Annotated in this window: 15 protein-coding genes; all 15 read left to right on the top strand. The window is 51.3% G+C overall.

Translation table 11 applies throughout. From position 1 onward, the window contains the following. The first annotated feature begins 1 nt into the window (after nucleotide 1). Nucleotides 2-1,438 (top strand): mannose-1-phosphate guanyltransferase, encoded by a 1,437-nt coding sequence (gene cpsB, locus ACTJJA_RS12985; RefSeq protein ID WP_089598073.1) that lies wholly within the window; start codon nucleotides 2-4, stop codon nucleotides 1,436-1,438. A 110-nt stretch (nucleotides 1,439-1,548) separates the two neighbouring features. Next, nucleotides 1,549-2,919: a colanic acid biosynthesis phosphomannomutase CpsG gene (cpsG, locus tag ACTJJA_RS12980; protein ID WP_440668362.1), complete on the top strand. Its 1,371-nt coding sequence runs from the start codon at nucleotides 1,549-1,551 to the stop codon at nucleotides 2,917-2,919. A gap of 128 nt (nucleotides 2,920-3,047) precedes the next feature. Further along, entirely contained in the window at nucleotides 3,048-4,442 is a 1,395-nt protein-coding gene (gene wcaJ / locus ACTJJA_RS12975; RefSeq protein WP_108418179.1) for an undecaprenyl-phosphate glucose phosphotransferase, read from the top strand. Between the two features lies 1 nt (nucleotide 4,443). Next, nucleotides 4,444-5,922: a colanic acid undecaprenyl disphosphate flippase WzxC gene (gene wzxC, locus ACTJJA_RS12970; RefSeq protein WP_440668360.1), complete on the top strand. Its 1,479-nt coding sequence runs from the start codon at nucleotides 4,444-4,446 to the stop codon at nucleotides 5,920-5,922. A 15-nt stretch (nucleotides 5,923-5,937) separates the two neighbouring features. Then, nucleotides 5,938-7,218, top strand: coding sequence for a colanic acid biosynthesis pyruvyl transferase WcaK (gene wcaK, locus ACTJJA_RS12965; protein WP_100165926.1), 1,281 nt, complete (start codon nucleotides 5,938-5,940; stop codon nucleotides 7,216-7,218). Continuing rightward, complete coding sequence (gene wcaL, locus ACTJJA_RS12960) at nucleotides 7,215-8,435, top strand: colanic acid biosynthesis glycosyltransferase WcaL (RefSeq protein WP_010431964.1); 1,221 nt, start codon at nucleotides 7,215-7,217, stop codon at nucleotides 8,433-8,435. Before wcaK ends, wcaL begins: the two co-directional genes overlap by 4 nt. A gap of 12 nt (nucleotides 8,436-8,447) precedes the next feature. Continuing rightward, nucleotides 8,448-9,839: a colanic acid biosynthesis protein WcaM gene (gene wcaM, locus ACTJJA_RS12955; protein ID WP_440668357.1), complete on the top strand. Its 1,392-nt coding sequence runs from the start codon at nucleotides 8,448-8,450 to the stop codon at nucleotides 9,837-9,839. A 177-nt stretch (nucleotides 9,840-10,016) separates the two neighbouring features. Next, nucleotides 10,017-10,913 carry a GalU regulator GalF gene (gene galF / locus ACTJJA_RS12950; RefSeq protein WP_010431970.1) on the top strand — a complete coding sequence of 299 codons (897 nt, stop codon included), beginning with the start codon at nucleotides 10,017-10,019 and terminating at the stop codon, nucleotides 10,911-10,913. Between the two features lie 352 nt (nucleotides 10,914-11,265). Next, nucleotides 11,266-12,351 carry a dTDP-glucose 4,6-dehydratase gene (rfbB, locus tag ACTJJA_RS12945; RefSeq protein WP_440668355.1) on the top strand — a complete coding sequence of 362 codons (1,086 nt, stop codon included), beginning with the start codon at nucleotides 11,266-11,268 and terminating at the stop codon, nucleotides 12,349-12,351. Continuing rightward, entirely contained in the window at nucleotides 12,351-13,250 is a 900-nt protein-coding gene (gene rfbD, locus ACTJJA_RS12940; RefSeq protein WP_440668353.1) for a dTDP-4-dehydrorhamnose reductase, read from the top strand. Before rfbB ends, rfbD begins: the two co-directional genes overlap by 1 nt. A 52-nt stretch (nucleotides 13,251-13,302) precedes the next feature. After that, nucleotides 13,303-14,181, top strand: a complete 879-nt coding sequence (rfbA, locus tag ACTJJA_RS12935; protein WP_214593795.1) for a glucose-1-phosphate thymidylyltransferase RfbA — start codon at nucleotides 13,303-13,305, stop codon at nucleotides 14,179-14,181. 3 nt (nucleotides 14,182-14,184) lie between these two features. Continuing rightward, nucleotides 14,185-14,730 carry a dTDP-4-dehydrorhamnose 3,5-epimerase gene (gene rfbC, locus ACTJJA_RS12930; protein ID WP_440668351.1) on the top strand — a complete coding sequence of 182 codons (546 nt, stop codon included), beginning with the start codon at nucleotides 14,185-14,187 and terminating at the stop codon, nucleotides 14,728-14,730. 3 nt (nucleotides 14,731-14,733) lie between these two features. Beyond that, nucleotides 14,734-15,924, top strand: coding sequence for a UDP-N-acetylglucosamine 4,6-dehydratase (locus tag ACTJJA_RS12925; RefSeq protein ID WP_440668349.1), 1,191 nt, complete (start codon nucleotides 14,734-14,736; stop codon nucleotides 15,922-15,924). Between the two features lie 10 nt (nucleotides 15,925-15,934). Then, nucleotides 15,935-17,083, top strand: coding sequence for a LegC family aminotransferase (locus tag ACTJJA_RS12920; protein WP_440668347.1), 1,149 nt, complete (start codon nucleotides 15,935-15,937; stop codon nucleotides 17,081-17,083). Nucleotides 17,084-17,094: 11 nt separating this feature from the next. Then, entirely contained in the window at nucleotides 17,095-18,249 is a 1,155-nt protein-coding gene (gene neuC / locus ACTJJA_RS12915; RefSeq protein WP_440668345.1) for a UDP-N-acetylglucosamine 2-epimerase, read from the top strand. Nucleotide 18,250: the final 1 nt, after the last annotated feature.

The raw sequence follows: 18,250 nt of genomic DNA, 5'->3' as shown, positions 1-18,250 counted from the left end.
CATGAGTCAAACCACGTTGTATCCGGTTGTGATGGCAGGTGGCTCTGGTAGCCGGTTGTGGCCGCTGTCCCGCGTGCTCTATCCAAAACAGTTCCTCTGCCTGAAAGGGGACCTCACCATGCTGCAAACGACGGTCAACCGTCTGCACGGCGTGGAGTGTGAAAGTCCGGTCGTTATTTGTAACGAACAGCACCGTTTTATCGTTGCCGAGCAGCTGCGCCAGCTGAACAAACTCACTGAAAACATCATTCTGGAGCCTGCCGGTCGTAACACTGCCCCTGCGATCGCCCTGGCGGCGCTGGCGGCAAAACGCAGCAGCCCGAACTGCGACCCGCTGATGCTGGTACTGGCGGCTGACCACGTCATTCAGCAGGAAGAGGCGTTCCGCGACGCGGTGCGAGCAGCCATTCCTTACGCGGAAAGCGGCAAGCTGGTGACCTTCGGCATCGTGCCGGACCTGCCGGAAACCGGCTATGGCTACATCCGTCGCGGCAGCGTGACGCCGGGCGAAGGCGACAGCGTGGCGTTTGACGTGGCGCAGTTCGTCGAAAAACCGAATCTGGAAACCGCGCAGGCCTACGTGGCCAGCGGGGAATATTACTGGAACAGCGGCATGTTCCTGTTCCGCGCCGGACGCTACCTCGAAGAGCTGGAAAAATACCGTCCGGACATCCTGAGCGCCTGCGAGAAAGCGATGGCGGTGGTGGATCCTGACCTCGACTTTATTCGTGTGGATGAGCAATCCTTCCTCGCCTGCCCGGAGGAGTCCATTGACTACGCGGTCATGGAGCGCACGGCGGATGCCGTCGTGGTGCCGATGGACGCGGGCTGGAGCGATGTGGGGTCCTGGTCATCCCTGTGGGAGATCAGCGCGCATACCCCGGAGGGTAACGTCCATCACGGTGATGTGATTAGCCACAAAACGGAAAACAGCTACGTTTATGCCGAATCCGGCCTGGTCACCACGGTTGGGGTGAAGGATCTGGTGGTCGTGCAGACCAAAGATGCGGTGCTGATTGCCGACCGTAACGCCGTGCAGGACGTTAAAAAAGTGGTTGAACAAATCAAGGCCGATGGTCGTCACGAGCACCACATTCACCGCGAAGTCTACCGTCCGTGGGGCAAGTATGACTCCATCGACTCCGGCGACCGCTATCAGGTGAAGCGTATTACCGTGAAGCCGGGTGAAGGGCTGTCCGTACAGATGCACCACCATCGCGCCGAGCACTGGGTGGTGGTGGCGGGAACCGCAAAAGTCACCATCGACGGCGAAATCAAACTGCTGGGCGAAAACGAATCCATCTACATTCCGCTGGGGGCGACGCACTGTCTGGAGAACCCGGGGAAAATTCCGCTCGACTTAATTGAAGTGCGCTCCGGTTCGTATCTGGAGGAGGACGATATCGTTCGCTTCCAGGATCGTTACGGACGGGTGTAGCGCCTCTGCTTCCTGCCCGGTGGCGCTGCGCTTACCGGGCCTACGAATGAAAAAAAAGAATTTGGCCATTAATTGGTCAGGGCCAACTGTTGCCTGAAAAAGGGGTCATCATGGAAAAGTTAACCTGTTTTAAAGCCTACGATATTCGCGGCAAGCTGGGCGAAGAGCTGAATGAAGACATTGCGTGGCGCATTGGCCGCGCGTACGGCGAATATTTAAAGCCAAAAACTATCGTGCTGGGCGGCGACGTGCGCCTGACCAGCGAGTCCCTGAAGCTGGCCCTGGCGAAAGGGCTGCAGGATGCGGGCGTGGACGTGCTGGATATTGGCCTTTCCGGTACAGAAGAGATCTATTTTGCCACCTTCCACCTGGGCGTGGACGGCGGTATCGAAGTGACCGCCAGCCACAACCCGATGGACTACAACGGCATGAAGCTGGTGCGCAAGGGCGCGCGTCCGATCAGCGGCGATACCGGCCTGCGCGACGTGCAGCGCCTGGCGGAAGCCAACGACTTCCCGCCGGTGAACGACGCGAAGCGCGGCAGCTACAAGCAGATCAATTTGCAAAAAGAGTACATCGACCACCTGCTGGGCTACATCAACGTGGCAAACCTGAAGCCGCTGAAGCTGGTCATCAACTCCGGTAACGGCGCGGCCGGTCCGGTGGTGGATGCCCTGGAAGCCCGCTTTAAGGCGCTGAACGTGCCGGTCACCTTCATCAAAGTGCATAACACCCCGGACGGCAATTTCCCGAACGGTATTCCTAACCCGCTGCTGCCGGAGTGCCGCGACGACACCCGTAACGCGGTGATTGAGCACGGTGCCGATATGGGGATCGCCTTTGACGGTGACTTCGACCGCTGCTTCCTGTTCGACGAGAAAGGGCAGTTCATCGAGGGCTACTACATCGTCGGCCTGCTGGCGGAAGCCTTCCTCGAGAAAAACCCGGGGGCGAAGATCATTCACGATCCGCGCCTCTCCTGGAACACCGTCGATGTGGTGTCCGCGGCGGGCGGTACGCCGGTGATGTCCAAAACTGGCCACGCCTTTATCAAAGAGCGCATGCGTGAAGAAGACGCCATTTACGGCGGCGAGATGAGCGCTCACCACTACTTCCGTGATTTTGCCTACTGCGACAGCGGGATGATCCCGTGGCTGCTGGTGACCGAGCTGCTGTGCCTGAAAGGGAAGACCCTGGGCGAGCTGGTGCGTGACCGCATGGCGGCCTTCCCGGCGAGCGGGGAGATCAACAGCAAGCTGGCGCAGCCTGCCGACGCGATTGCCCGCGTGGAACAGCACTTTGCCATCCACGCGCTGGAAATTGACCGTACCGACGGCATCAGCATGGCGTTCCCGCAGTGGCGCTTCAACCTGCGCTCGTCCAATACCGAGCCGGTGGTCCGCCTGAACGTGGAATCCCGTGCCGACACGGCGCTGATGGAAGCCCGAACGAAGGACATTCTGGCGCTGTTGAATCAGTAATACGAAAACCTTACCCCTCACCCTAACCCTCTCCCCAGAGGGGAGAGGGAACTTGAACACCCTCTCCCCTCTGGGGAGAGGGCCGGGGTGAGGGGCGAGGGGTAAGGTTTTGAACTAAAGGAACAACGATGACGAATCTAAAAAAACGCGAACGAGCGAGAACGAATGCATCGTTAATCTCTATGGTGCAGCGTTTTTCTGATATCACCATCATGGTCGGCGGATTGTGGGCGGTGTGTCGGATTAGCGGGCAACCGTTCTTATATATGCATCTGCTGATGGCATTGATTGCGCTGGTCGTGTTTCAAATGATCGGCGGGATGACCGATTTTTACCGCTCGTGGCGTGGGGTGAAAATCACCACCGAGCTGATGTTGTTGCTGCAAAACTGGACCTTAAGCCTGATTTTCAGCGCCGGGCTGGTGGCATTCAGCCATGATTTTGATAACCGCCTCGTGACCTATCTCTGCTGGTACCTGTTGACCAGCGTGGGCATGGTGGTCTGCCGTTCGCTGATCCGCTTCGGTGCGGGTTGGCTGCGCAATCGGGGTTACAACAGACGCTATGTGGCCGTAGCAGGGGATTTGCCCGTCGGTCAGGTGCTGCTCGACAGCTTCCGCAAAGAGCCGTGGTTAGGTTTTGAAGTGGTGGGGATCTACCACGACGCGAAGCCGGGCGGCGTCCCGTCTGAGTGGGCTGGCAACTACGAGCAGCTTATCGACGACGCGAAAGCAGGGAAGATCCACAACGTCTATATCGCCATGCAGATGAAAGACGAATCCCGCATTAAGAAACTGATGCGCGAGCTGGCGGATACCACCTGTTCGGTGATCCTGATCCCGGATGTCTTTACCTTCAACATCCTCCATTCCCGCATTGAAGAAGTGAATGGCGTGCCGGTTGTGCCGCTGTACGATACGCCGCTGTCCGGCATTAACCGCGTGCTCAAGCGCGTGGAAGATATTGTTCTATCTTCGCTGATCCTGCTGCTGATTTCGCCTGTGCTGTGCTGCATTGCGCTGGCGGTGAAAATCAGTTCACCCGGGCCGATTATCTTCCGCCAGACGCGCTACGGCATGGACGGCAAGCCGATCATGGTGTGGAAATTCCGCTCCATGAAGGTGATGGAAAACGACAAGGTGGTGACCCAGGCGACGCAGAACGATCCGCGCGTGACCCGCGTGGGGAACTTCCTGCGCCGGACCTCGCTGGACGAGCTGCCGCAGTTCATTAACGTCTTCACCGGCGGCATGTCGATTGTTGGCCCACGTCCTCACGCGGTAGCCCATAACGAGCAGTACCGTTCATTGATTGAAGGCTACATGCTGCGCCATAAGGTGAAGCCAGGCATCACCGGCTGGGCGCAGATCAATGGCTGGCGCGGCGAGACCGACACGCTGGAAAAAATGGAAAAACGCATTGAGTTCGATCTGGAGTACATCCGTGAGTGGAGCCTCTGGTTCGATATCAAGATTGTTTTTCTGACCATCTTCAAAGGTTTCGTGAACAAAGCGGCGTACTAAGATGAGCTTACGTGAAAAAACCATCAGCGGCGCCAAGTGGTCGGCCATGGCCACCGTCGTCATCATCGGCCTTGGGCTGGTGCAGATGACGGTGCTGGCGCGCATTATCGATAACCACCAGTTCGGCCTGCTGACCGTCTCGCTGGTGATTATCGCGCTGGCCGATACGCTGTCTGACTTCGGTATCGCCAACTCGATTATCCAGCGCAAAGAGATCAGCCATCTGGAGCTGACCACGCTCTACTGGCTGAACGTCGGGCTGGGGATCTTCGTGTTCATACTGGTGTTCCTGCTAAGCGACACCATCGCCCGCGTGCTGCACAACCCGGATCTGGCTCCGCTGATGCGCACGCTGTCGTTTGCCTTTGTGGTGATCCCGCACGGGCAGCAGTTCCGCGCGCTGATGCAAAAAGAGCTGGAGTTCAACAAGATCGGCATGATCGAGACCAGCGCGGTGCTGGCGGGCTTTACCTTCACCGTGGTAAGCGCCCATTTCTGGCCGCTGGCGATGACCGCCATCCTCGGTTACCTGGTTAACTCTGCCGTACGTACGCTGCTGTTCGGCTACTTTGGCCGCAAGATCTACCGCCCGGGACTGCATTTCTCTCTCGCTTCCGTCTCGTCCAACCTCCGCTTTGGCGCGTGGCTGACGGCGGACAGCATTATCAACTACGTCAATACCAACCTCTCGACGCTGGTGCTGGCGCGCATTCTGGGCGCGAGCGTGGCGGGGGGCTACAACCTGGCCTACAACGTCGCGGTTGTCCCGCCGATGAAGCTGAACCCGATTATCACCCGCGTGCTGTTCCCGGCGTTTGCCAAGATTCAGGACGACACCGAAAAGCTGCGCGTTAACTTCTACAAGCTGCTTTCCGTAGTGGGGATTATTAACTTCCCGGTGCTGCTGGGGCTGATGGTGGTGTCCAGCAACTTCGTGCCGCTGGTGTTTGGTGAGAAGTGGAACGGCATCATCCCGATCCTGCAGCTGCTGTGCGTGGTAGGGCTGCTGCGCTCCGTGGGAAATCCGATTGGTTCCCTGCTGATGGCAAAAGCGCGTGTGGACATCAGCTTTAAGTTTAACGTGTTCAAAACCTTCCTGTTTATTCCGGCAATTATCGTGGGCGGACACATGGCGGGCGCTATCGGCGTCACGCTCGGGTTCCTGCTGGTACAAATTATCAATACCGTGCTGAGCTACTTCGTGATGATCAAGCCGGTGCTGGGCTCCAGCTACCGTCAGTACATCCTGAGCCTGTGGCTGCCGTTTTATCTCTCCTTACCCACGCTTGCGGTCAGCTATGGCCTGGGCGTGGTGCTCAGCGGTCATCTGCCGCTGGCGGCGCTGCTGGCAGTTCAGGTCGCCGCGGGCGCGCTGGCGTTCGGCGTGATGATTGTGCTGTCGCGCAACGCGCTGGTGGTGGAGATGAAGCGCCAGTTTTGCCGTAACGAAAAAATGAAAACGCTGCTTCGCGCAGGCTAATTTTAAGAGGCCATTATGAAATTACTTATTCTTGGCAACCATACCTGCGGCAACCGTGGCGACAGCGCCATCCTGCGCGGTTTATTGGATGCAATTAACACCCTTGAGCCTGAGACAGAAGTGGATGTGATGAGCCGTTATCCGGTCAGCTCATCCTGGTTACTGAACCGCCCGGTGATGGGCGACCCGCTCTACAGCCAGATGAAACAGCACAACAACGCCGCGGGCGTGATGGGGCGCGTGAAGAAAGTCCTGCGCCGTCGCTACCAGCATCAGGTGCTGCTTTCCCGCGTGACCGACACCGGCAAGCTGCGCAATATCGCCATTGCCCAGGGCTTTACGGATTTTGTCCGTCTGCTCTCCGGCTATGACGCCATTATTCAGGTCGGCGGTTCGTTCTTTGTCGATCTCTACGGCGTGCCGCAGTTTGAGCATGCGCTCTGCACCTTTATGGCGAAAAAGCCGCTGTTTATGATCGGCCACAGCGTCGGGCCCTTCCAGGATCCGCAGTTTAACCAGCTGGCGAACTACGTGTTTGGTCATTGCGACGCGCTGATCCTGCGTGAGTCCGTGAGCCTGGACCTGATGAAGCGCAGCGAGATCGACACGTCAAAAGTTGAGCACGGCGTGGACACCGCCTGGCTGGTGGATCACCAGGTCGATAATTTCCAGCCGAGCTACGCGGTACAGCACTGGCTCGACGTGGCGGCGAAACAGAAAACCGTCGCCATCACCCTGCGCGAGCTCGCGCCATTTGATAAACGTCTTGGCACCACGCAGGCGGCGTATGAGAAAGCCTTCGCCGACGTGGTGAACCGCGTGCTGGACAGCGGCTACCAGGTGCTGGCGCTCTCCACCTGTACCGGTATCGACAGCTACAACAAAGATGACCGCATGGTGGCGCTTAACCTGAGTCACCTGGTGAACGACCCGTCGCGCTACCACGTGGTGATGGACGAGCTGAACGACCTGGAGATGGGCAAACTGCTCTCCGCCTGCGACCTCACCGTCGGCACGCGCCTGCACTCGGCCATTATCTCCATGAACTTCGGCACGCCAGCGATTGCCATCAACTACGAGCACAAATCCGCGGGCATTATGCAGCAGCTTGGCATGCCGGAAATGGCGGTCGATATTCGTCATCTTCTCGACGGTTCGCTGGGTGCCATGGTCGGCGACACGCTGGGACAGCTGCCTGCGATTAACGAACGCCTGGCCGTGGCGGTGAAAGCCGAGCGCGAAAAAGGGATCGGCATGGTGAAATCGGTGCTCGACCGCGTTGGGGAGGGGAAATGAAGGTTGGTTTCTTCTTACTGAAATTTCCGCTGTCGTCTGAGACCTTTGTACTGAACCAAATCACCGCGTTTATCGATATGGGATATGACGTGGAGATTATCGCCCTGCAAAAGGGCGATACGCAAAACACCCATGCGGCATACACCCAGTATGGGCTGGAAGCCAAAACCCGCTGGCTGCAGGATGAGCCGGGCGGGCGGCTGAACAAACTGCGCTACCGCGCCAGCCAGACGCTGCGCGGGCTGCACCGTCCCTCGACGTGGCGAGCGTTGAACGTGTCACGCTACGGGGCGGAATCCCGCAATCTGATCCTCTCCGCCATTTGCGGGCAAACGGCGCAGCCGTATCGGGCGGATGTGTTTATCGCCCACTTCGGCCCGGCGGGCGTGACCGCCGCGAAGCTGCGCGAGCTGGGGGTAATTGACGGCAAAATCGCGACCATTTTCCACGGTATCGATATCTCCAGCCGGGAAGTGCTGAACCACTATACCCCGGAGTATCAGCAGCTTTTCCGCCGCGGTGACATGATGCTGCCCATCAGCGAACTGTGGGCCGGTCGGCTGAAAAAGATGGGCTGCCCGAGCGAAAAAATCACCGTTTCGCGGATGGGTGTCGATATGGAGCGCTTCACCCAGCGCCCGGTGAAGGTGCCGGGGAAACCGCTGCAGATTATCTCGGTCGCGCGTTTAACCGAGAAGAAAGGGCTGCACGTCGCGATTGAAGCCTGTCGTCAGCTAAAAGCGCGTGGGGTGGATTTCCACTATCGCATTTTAGGTATCGGCCCCTGGGAGCGACGACTGCGCACGTTGATCGAACAGTACCAGCTGGAAGGCTGCGTGGAGATGCCGGGCTTCAAGCCAAGCCATGAGGTGAAGGCGATGCTCGACGAGGCGGACGTTTTCCTGCTGCCCTCCGTGACTGGTGCGGACGGTGATATGGAAGGTATTCCGGTCGCGCTGATGGAGGCCATGGCCGTGGGCATTCCTGTTGTGTCTACGCTGCACAGCGGGATCCCGGAACTGATCAGGTCTGAATATTCCGGCTGGCTGGTGCCTGAAAATAATGCTTTCGCCCTGGCCGACCGCTTAGCGGCCTTCAGCGACATCGACCAGCAGGAGCTGGTACCGGTGCTGCAAAATGCCCGACAAAAAGTCGAAACAGAATTTAACCAGCAGGTGATTAATCGCCAGCTAGCGAGCCTGCTGCAAACGCTGTAACGCCGAGGTTGTATGCTGAAAAAGATTACCCGACGCCATTTTGTCTCTTCCTTATCCGTCCTGGCGGCAATGCCGTTGCTGTCGCCGCGCGCCGCGCGGGCAGCCAACGGGAGGACGGTCTCTGTGGGACAATACAACAACAGCGACTGGATCGCCGCTTTTAAGCAGGCGTTCTCCGAGGCCGACACCGTTGTGGTACCCGCCGATCTCGTCTGCGATAACATCAATACCGGGATTTTTATCCCCGACGGTAAAACGCTCCTGATACGGGGTGGGCTCAAAGGCAACGGGCGCGGGCGCTTTGTGCTCCAGGAAGGCAGTAAAGTCATCGGTGAGGGAGAAGGGCGCACGCACAACATCACGCTGGATGTCCGCGGCTCCGATTGCGTCATCAAAGGTCTGGCGATGAGCGGCTTTGGCCCCGTCACGCAGATCTACATCGGCGGCAAAAAGCCGAGGGTGATGCGCAACCTCCTCATCGACAATATCAACGTGAGCCAGGCCAACTACGCCATTTTGCGACAGGGCTTCCATAATCAGGTGGACGGTGCGCGCATTACCAACAGTCGATTTAGCCACCTGCAGGGTGACGCGATTGAGTGGAACGTGGCGATCAACGACCGTAACATTCTGATCTCTGACCATGTGATCGACAACATCAACTGCACCAACGGCAAAATCAATTGGGGGATTGGAATCGGGCTTGCGGGCAGTACCTACGACAATGACTACCCTGAAAAGCAAACCGTGAAGAACTTCGTGGTAGCCAATATAACGGGCAGCAACTGTCGTCAGTTAGTCCATGTCGAAAACGGTAAGCACTTTGTTATTCGCAATATTAAGGCTAAAAACATTACCCCTGACTTCAGCAAAAAAGCGGGAATAGATAACGCCACGGTAGCGATTTACGGCTGTGATAATTTCGTTATTGATAATGTCGACATGGTCAACAGTGCTGGAATGTTAATCGGTTACGGCGTAATTAAAGGCAACTACCTGTCGATACCGCAGAATTTTAAGCTCAACGATATTCGCCTGGATAATCGGCAACTTGCCTATAAGCTGCGCGGAATACAAATTTCATCCGGCAACGCGACCTCGTTTGTCGCCATCACTAACGTTGACATGCAGCGCGCGACGCTTGAACTGCACAACAAGCCTCAGCATCTTTTCTTGCGTAACATCAACGTGATGCAGGAAGCTGCCGTGGGACCAGCGCTGAAAATCAAATTCGATTTGCGTAAGGACGTGCGGGGCAAGTTTATGGCCAAAGACGAAACGCTGCTGTCGCTGGCAAACATTAAGGCCGTCAATGAAAAGGGGCAAAGCTCGGTGGATATTGACCGGGTTGACCAGCATGTCGTGAATACGGAACGGCTGAATTTTGCGCTGCCGAGTAGATAATCACCCGCGGGTAATTTTTGCGACGATTCCTGGTTGGATAATGTGATCTATTCAGATTACAACTACTGTAATTTGTGGTGCCTGGGCGTAACATGAATCCAGAATTACAGCAAAACATACTGGCGAAAACAGGTTTAAAAGCTATAATTCGTCAACCATTTTAAGGTGGAAGATATAATGATTAATTTGAAAGCAGTCATTCCGGTAGCGGGTCTGGGCATGCATATGCTGCCAGCCACCAAGGCAATTCCTAAAGAGATGCTGCCGATCGTCGACAAGCCGATGATTCAGTACATCGTCGACGAGATTGTTGCTGCAGGGATCAAAGAAATCGTTCTGGTCACGCACTCCTCGAAGAATGCGGTTGAAAACCACTTCGACACCTCTTACGAACTCGAAGCGTTGCTTGAGCAGCGCGTTAAGCGTCAGCTGTTGGCAGAAGTTCAATCTATCTGCCCGCCTGGCGTGACTATCATGAACGTGCGCCAAGCGCAGCCGCTGGGTCTGGGCCACTCGATTCTGTGCGCGCGTCCGGTCGTGGGTGATAACCCGTTCATCGTCGTTCTGCCGGATATCATCATTGATACCGCATCTGCGGACCCGCTGCGTTACAACCTGGCGGCAATGGTGGCACGTTTCAACGAGACGGGCCGCAGCCAGGTGCTGGCGAAGCGCATGGATGGCGATCTCTCTGAGTACTCTGTCATTCAGACGAAAGAAGCGCTGGAGACGGAAGGGCAGGTGAGCCGCATTGTTGAGTTCATCGAGAAGCCAGATCAGCCTCAGACGCTGGACTCCGACCTGATGGCCGTTGGCCGCTATGTTCTGAACGCGGATATCTGGGCCGAGCTGGAAAAAACGGAGCCAGGCGCCTGGGACCGTATCCAGTTAACCGATGCGATTGCTGAACTGGCGAAAAAACAGTCCGTTGATGCCATGCTGATGACCGGCGACAGCTATGACTGCGGCAAGAAAATGGGGTATATGCAGGCGTTTGTGAACTACGGTCTGCGTAACCTGAAGGAAGGGGCGAAGTTCAGAAGCCGCATTGAGAAGCTGCTGGCTAACGACTGATTTGTCTCTGTCTGTTTGAAAAAGCGGCAGTTATCATTTGGTATGTGTAAACATAACCAAAATGGTAACTGCCGCTTTTTGTTATTAATTCTAGTGATAACATGGAGTTATCTGATTCAAATGTGGACTGATTTGTAACGATTTGTGCTTGTTTCCGAGTCCATTTAGGACGACAATTAACGCCAGTTTTTTGTCTGTAATCAGACCTCAAAATCCTTTATTCAACATTCGCTCAGTGCACTGGTAGCTGTTAAGCCAGGGGCGGTAGCGTGCAAAATTTCTGAAACCGTTATTATTAATCGGGTTCCAGAGCATCAATATCTCGATATACCCAATAGATGGAATAGCTAACGTGAAGATTCTTGTTACGGGCGGTGCCGGTTTTATCGGCTCAGCAGTGGTGCGACATATTATTAATAATACCCAGGATGCAGTCGTCAATGTGGATAAACTGACCTATGCCGGTAACCTGGAGTCACTGACCGACGTTAATGATAGCGATCGTTATGTCTTTGAACATGCGGATATTTGCGATAAAGCGGCAATGGATCGCATTTTCGCCGAGCATAAACCGGATGCGGTGATGCACCTTGCGGCAGAAAGCCACGTTGACCGTTCTATTACTGGCCCCGCTGCATTTATTGAGACCAATATTGTCGGTACCTATGTGCTTCTGGAAGCCGCACGGGCTTACTGGTCGACGCTGGATGACGCGGCCAAAGCGGCGTTTCGCTTCCACCACATCTCTACGGATGAAGTGTACGGTGATTTACCTCATCCTGATGAACATCCTGCCTCTGATGAGCTGCCGCTGTTTACCGAAACCACAGCCTATGCGCCAAGCAGCCCGTATTCTGCGTCTAAAGCGTCCAGCGATCACCTGGTTCGCGCATGGCTGCGTACCTACGGTTTCCCAACGATCGTGACCAACTGCTCCAATAACTACGGCCCGTATCACTTCCCTGAGAAGCTGATCCCGCTGGTGATTTTGAATGCCCTGGACGGTAAAGCGCTGCCAATTTACGGCAAAGGCGACCAGATCCGCGACTGGCTGTACGTTGAAGACCATGCGCGTGCGCTGTACACCGTTGTAACCCAGGGTCAACCGGGTGAGACATACAACATCGGCGGGCATAACGAGAAGCAGAACCTGGACGTGGTGCACACCATTTGCGATCTGCTGGATGAAATCGTGCCGAAAGAAGGCTCCTATCGCGATCAGATCACCTACGTCGCTGACCGCCCCGGGCATGACCGCCGCTACGCGATTGATGCGCATAAAATTGGCACTGAGCTGGGATGGAAGCCTGAAGAGACCTTCGAAAGCGGTATCCGTAAGACCGTTGAATGGTATCTGAGCAACCAGGACTGGGTTAACAACGTTAAAAGCGGTGCTTATAAGACCTGGATCGAACAGAATTACGGAGAACGTCAATAATGAACATTCTTCTGTTCGGCAAGACTGGGCAGGTGGGTTGGGAACTCCAGCGCGCACTCGCACCGTTAGGGAACGTGATTGCACTTGACGTGCATTCCAGAGAGTACTGTGGTGATTTTAGCAATCCAGAAGGCATCGCTGAAACCGTCCGCACCATCAGACCTGACGTCATCGTCAACGCAGCGGCGCATACTGCAGTGGATAAAGCTGAATCCGAGCAGGCGTTCGCGCAGCTGCTTAACGCAACCAGCGTCGAGGCAATCGCAAAGGAAGCGGCGAAAATTGGTGCCTGGGTGGTTCACTATTCTACTGATTACGTTTTTCCAGGCGATGGCGAAACGCCATGGCGTGAAACGGATGCGACCGCACCGCTCAATGTTTATGGTCAGACCAAGCTCGACGGCGAAAAAGCGCTCCAGGCACATTGCGCTAAGCACCTGATTTTCCGTACAAGTTGGGTTTACGCCGGCAAAGGCAATAACTTTGCAAAAACAATGCTTCGCCTGGCGAAGACGCGTAAAGAACTTTCCGTGATCAACGATCAGGTTGGTGCGCCAACAGGCGCTGAGTTACTGGCTGACTGTACCGCCCATGCAATCCGTGTGGCAATAGTTAAACCGGAAGTGGCTGGTCTTTATCATCTGGTAGCATCGGACACAACCACCTGGTATGACTATGCCGCGTTAGTATTCGATGAAGCCAGAAAGGCGGGGATTGAACTGGAAATTGAAAAACTCAATGCCGTTCCAACCACCGCGTATCCTACGCCTGCGCGTCGTCCGCAGAATTCGCGTTTAAATACAGAGAAATTCCAGCATAACTTTGGCCTTGTATTACCGGCATGGGATGTGGGCGTTAAGCGAATGCTCGCCGAGCTTTTTTCAGCTGAATCAGTCTAATCATTAAATAATTGCCCGGATCCGGGCAATTTGCATTTACAGAGAAATTACAATGGCTACGCGTAAAGGCATTATTCTTGCTGGTGGATCCGGCACTCGTCTCTATCCGGTTACTATGGCTGTGAGCAAGCAACTGCTGCCAATTTATGACAAACCGATGATTTATTATCCGCTGTCAACGCTGATGTTGGCGGGGATTAAAGACATCCTCATCATCAGTACCCCGCAGGACACGCCACGTTTTGAACAACTGCTCGGTGACGGCAGCCAGTGGGGGTTAAACCTTCAATATAAAGTGCAGCCAAGCCCGGACGGGCTGGCGCAGGCCTTTATTATTGGCGAAGAGTTCATTGGTGACGATAGCTGCGCGCTGGTCCTCGGCGATAACATTTTCTATGGTCATGACCTGCCAAAACAGCTTGAAGCTGCGTTGAATAAAGATGATGGTGCAACGGTATTTGCCTATCATGTTAACGACCCTGAACGCTATGGCGTTGTGGAGTTTGATAAAAACGGTACGGCCATCAGCCTGGAAGAAAAGCCGCTTGAGCCTAAGAGTAACTATGCCGTTACGGGCCTTTATTTCTACGATAACGATGTTGTCGAAATGGCTAAAAACCTGAAGCCTTCTGCGCGCGGTGAGCTCGAAATCACGGATATCAACCGTATTTACCTGGAGCAGGGACGTCTGTCAGTTGCCATGATGGGACGCGGTTATGCCTGGCTGGATACCGGTACACACCAGAGCCTGATCGAGGCGAGTAACTTTATTGCGACAATTGAAGAGCGTCAGGGGCTAAAGGTTTCCTGTCCTGAAGAGATTGCTTTTCGAAAAGGTTTCATCGATGCGGAGCAGGTCAAGATACTGGCAGAACCTCTGAAAAAGAACGCTTACGGTCAATATCTGCTCAAAATGATAAAAGGTTACTAATCGATGAAAGTTGTAAAAACTGATATTCCAGATGTACTCATTTTTGAGCCGAAAGTATTTGGTGACGAGCGCGGTTTTTTCTTTGAAAGCTTTAGCCAGAAAGTTTTTGAAGAAGCAGTTGGGCGAAAAATCGAATTTGTTCAAGATAACCATTCGAAATCGTGTAAAGGCGTTTTACGTGGACTGCACTATCAGTTAGATCCCTACGCGCAGGGTAAATTAGTACGCTGCGTTGCTGGCGAAGTATTTGATGTCGCAGTGGATATTCGCAAATCTTCTCCAACTTTTGGTAAATGGGTTGGTGTAAATCTTTCTGCTGAAAATAAAAAACAATTGTGGATCCCTGAAGGATTTGCGCATGGATTTTTAGTATTAAGTGAATCTGCTGAGTTTGTTTATAAAACTACAAATTATTACGCACCCCAGCATGAGGCTGGAATAATTTGGAATGATGAAACCATAAATATTGAATGGCCTTCAATTGAAGTGGTTTTATCAGAAAAAGATAAACAAAATCCACAATTCTATAAATCTATTGGAGTTAGATAGGAAATGATTGATATTTTAAAATTAATCGGAAGAAACAAAGCGTTGTTCGACTCGGATATTATCCACTATGAGAGTGAACTTAAAGAGATTGTTTCAGATTCGAAGTTTCTGGTTCTTGGCGGTGCTGGTTCAATAGGTCAGGCGGTAACTAAAGAAATATTTAAAAGAAACCCTAAAAAATTACATGTGGTTGATATCAGTGAAAACAATTTAGTAGAGCTCGTCCGTGATATCCGAAGTTCTTTTGGTTATATCAATGGAGATTTTAAAACATTCGCTTTAGATATAGGATCCATCGAATATGATGCATTCATAAAAGCTGATGGCGAATATGATTATGTATTAAATTTATCGGCTCTAAAGCACGTTCGTAGTGAAAAAGACCCTTACACATTAATGCGTATGATAGATGTTAATGTGTTTAATACTGAAAAAACAATTATTCAATCTCATTTGCACGGTGCAAAAAAATATTTCTGTGTGTCAACGGATAAGGCCGCTAATCCCGTTAATATGATGGGTGGCTCTAAACGTATCATGGAAATGTTTTTAATGGAACAAAGCCAGAACATAAATATCTCAACAGCAAGATTTGCAAACGTTGCTTTCTCTGATGGTTCGTTATTACATGGTTTTAACCAGAGAATACAGAAAAGACAACCAATTGTTGCACCTAATGATATCAAACGCTATTTTGTTACTCCACAAGAGTCCGGTGAGTTATGCTTGATGTCATGTATCTTCGGAGAACGCGGTGATATATTTTTCCCTAAACTAAGCGAAGAGTTAGATTTAATAACTTTTTCTGAAATTGCTGTGCTTTATTTACAACAGCTAGGACTAAAACCATACTTATGTAGTTCAGAAGAAGAAGCTCGAGAGTTTGCCAAAAACAATCAAAACAAGGATTTATGGCCTTGTTTGTTTACACCGAGTGATACTACAGGTGAAAAAGATTTCGAAGAGTTTTTCATGGCAAATGAAATCGTTGATATGAATAAATACAATAATATTGGAATAGTTAAAAATACATCCTCTCCTGATTATGAAAAAATACAAAATTTCCGTGATAAAATTCAGGGCATGAAGAAAAATTTATCATGGAACAAAGATGAAATCGTTTCTTTATTTCACGAAACTATTGGTGGTTTCGGACATCAAGAAAAAGGCAAATATTTAGATGGCAAAATGTAAAGGTTGAAACATGAATGCTGATATCCTGGTAGACTTTATTAGAAACCTGTATAAAACGGATGATTTCATTCCTCTCCATGTGCCAACATTTATTGGAAATGAAAAGGCATATGTAGCAGATACAATTGAATCAAGTTTTGTTTCTAGCGTTGGGAAGTATGTGGATGAATTCGAGAGGAAAATCGAATCTTATACAAAAAGCCCAAGGGCAGTGGCGACAGTAAATGGTACCGCTGCGCTGCACGCAGCACTCTATCTTTCTGGAGTGCATCGAGGTGACTTGGTCATTACACAAGCATTAACTTTCGTCGCAACATGCAATGCCATATATCATTTAGGTGCAGAGCCTGTCTTCATCGATATATCACCTATTAGCATGGGCCTATGTCCAGTAGCGATGAGTAATTGGCTTGATGAAAACGCTGAGCTCACTGAATCAGGTGCAATTCATCGGAAAACGGGTAAAAATATTCGAGCGGCAGTTCCGATGCATACTTTTGGTCATCCCGTTGAGTTAGATGAATTACTTAAAGTATGCCTTAAGTGGGGTATCACTTTAGTAGAAGATGCTGCAGAGAGCTTGGGCTCTTATTATAAAGGTAGACATACTGGCACAATCGGAAAATATGGATGTTTAAGTTTTAATGGTAACAAAATAATCACCACTGGCGGCGGTGGAATGATTTTATGTCATTCAGAGGAGGAAGGTAAAAGAACTAAGCATGTAACAACTACGGCGAAAATCCCTCATCCTTACGAGTTTAATCATGATGAACCAGGATTTAATTATCGGATGCCAAATATTAATGCCGCTCTTGGTTGTGCACAAATAGAAAATATTGATCTGTTCCTCTCTCAAAAAAGAGAACTTGCTAAAAAATATCAAGATTTTTTTGCTAAAAGCGAACTGACATTTGTATCTGAGCCTGAATATGCACGTTCTAATTACTGGTTAAATGCCGTTATATGTGACACAAAAGAAACCAGAGAAAGGTTACTTAACGATATGAATCAGAAGGGGATAATGACCAGGCCTGTCTGGAAATTAATGCATCGTTTACCAATGTATAGCGGATGCATTCGTGATGAATTGACACAATCGGAAATTATCGAAGAGAGATTAATAAATCTTCCAAGTACCCCTATCAATACTTTGTAGGAAAATTTGGTATGCCAAAAAAAATTGCTGTCTTTACTGGTACAAGAGCTGAATATGGTCTGCTATATTGGTTAATGCAGGACATAAAAAATGATCCTACTCTTGAACTCCAGGTTTTGGTCAGCGGGATGCATTTGTCCCCTGAATTTGGCCTAACATGGCAGCAGATAGAAGAAGATGGTTTTAAGATTGATGAAAAAGTAGAAATCCTGCTATCTTCGGACAGTGCTGTTGGAGTGGTGAAGAGTATAGGGCTTGGTTTAATTGGATTCGCCGATGCACTAACCAGAATGAAACCTGACCTGATTATTATTCTGGGGGATCGATATGAAGCTTTTGCGGCAGCCCAGGCAGCAATGTTCTTAAGAATACCTATCTTTCATTTACATGGCGGTGAAATTACTGAAGGTGCATACGACGATGCTATTCGTCATGCCATAACTAAGCTTAGTTATCTGCATGGAGTTTCAACAGAAGAATATCGAACCAGAGTCATTCAATTAGGTGAGGAACCTAATAGAGTTTACAATGTCGGCGCGTTAGGCCTCGAACACCTTCATCGTACTAATCTACTAGGGTTAGCTGAATTAAGTAAATCATTAAATTTTGCGTTAGATTGTCCTTATTTTCTAGTTACATATCACCCTGTAACTCTTGCAGACGAATCACCAAAGTGCTCTTTTGAGGCATTATTGGGTGCACTTGATGAATTTAAAGAATACAAAATCATTATAACTTATCCAAATTCAGACGATGGTGGGCGGCAAATAATTCCAATTCTGGAGCAATATGCGAGGAATCAGACGGATAGAGTTTTTGCTATACCCTCCTTAGGGCAACTTCGCTACCTTTCTGCATTAAAGCATAGCACTATGGTAATTGGGAACTCTTCAAGTGGAATCATTGAAGCACCATCATTTGGTGTCCCAACTATAAATATAGGTTCTCGGCAAAATGGTAGATTGGCTGCTGACTCTGTCTTTAACTGCCCCCCAAATAAGAATGCTATTGTTGAAGCTATAAAAGCAGCCTGCCAGATGAAAGTTAAACTTAATTCTGTAAAAATTGATAATCCTTATGGGGAAGGTGATTCGAGCAAAAAAATTATTAATGCAGTTAAAGCACTCGATTTTAATCCCATGAAAAAATTTCACGATTTAGGATAAC

It is taken from the genome of Enterobacter sp. 22452, from assembly GCF_052045065.1.
In the GTDB taxonomy this organism is placed as follows: Bacteria; Pseudomonadota; Gammaproteobacteria; order Enterobacterales; family Enterobacteriaceae; genus Enterobacter; species Enterobacter mori.
Note: the sequence above shows the minus strand (reverse complement) of the source record. Positions and strands in the feature narration are given on the sequence as shown.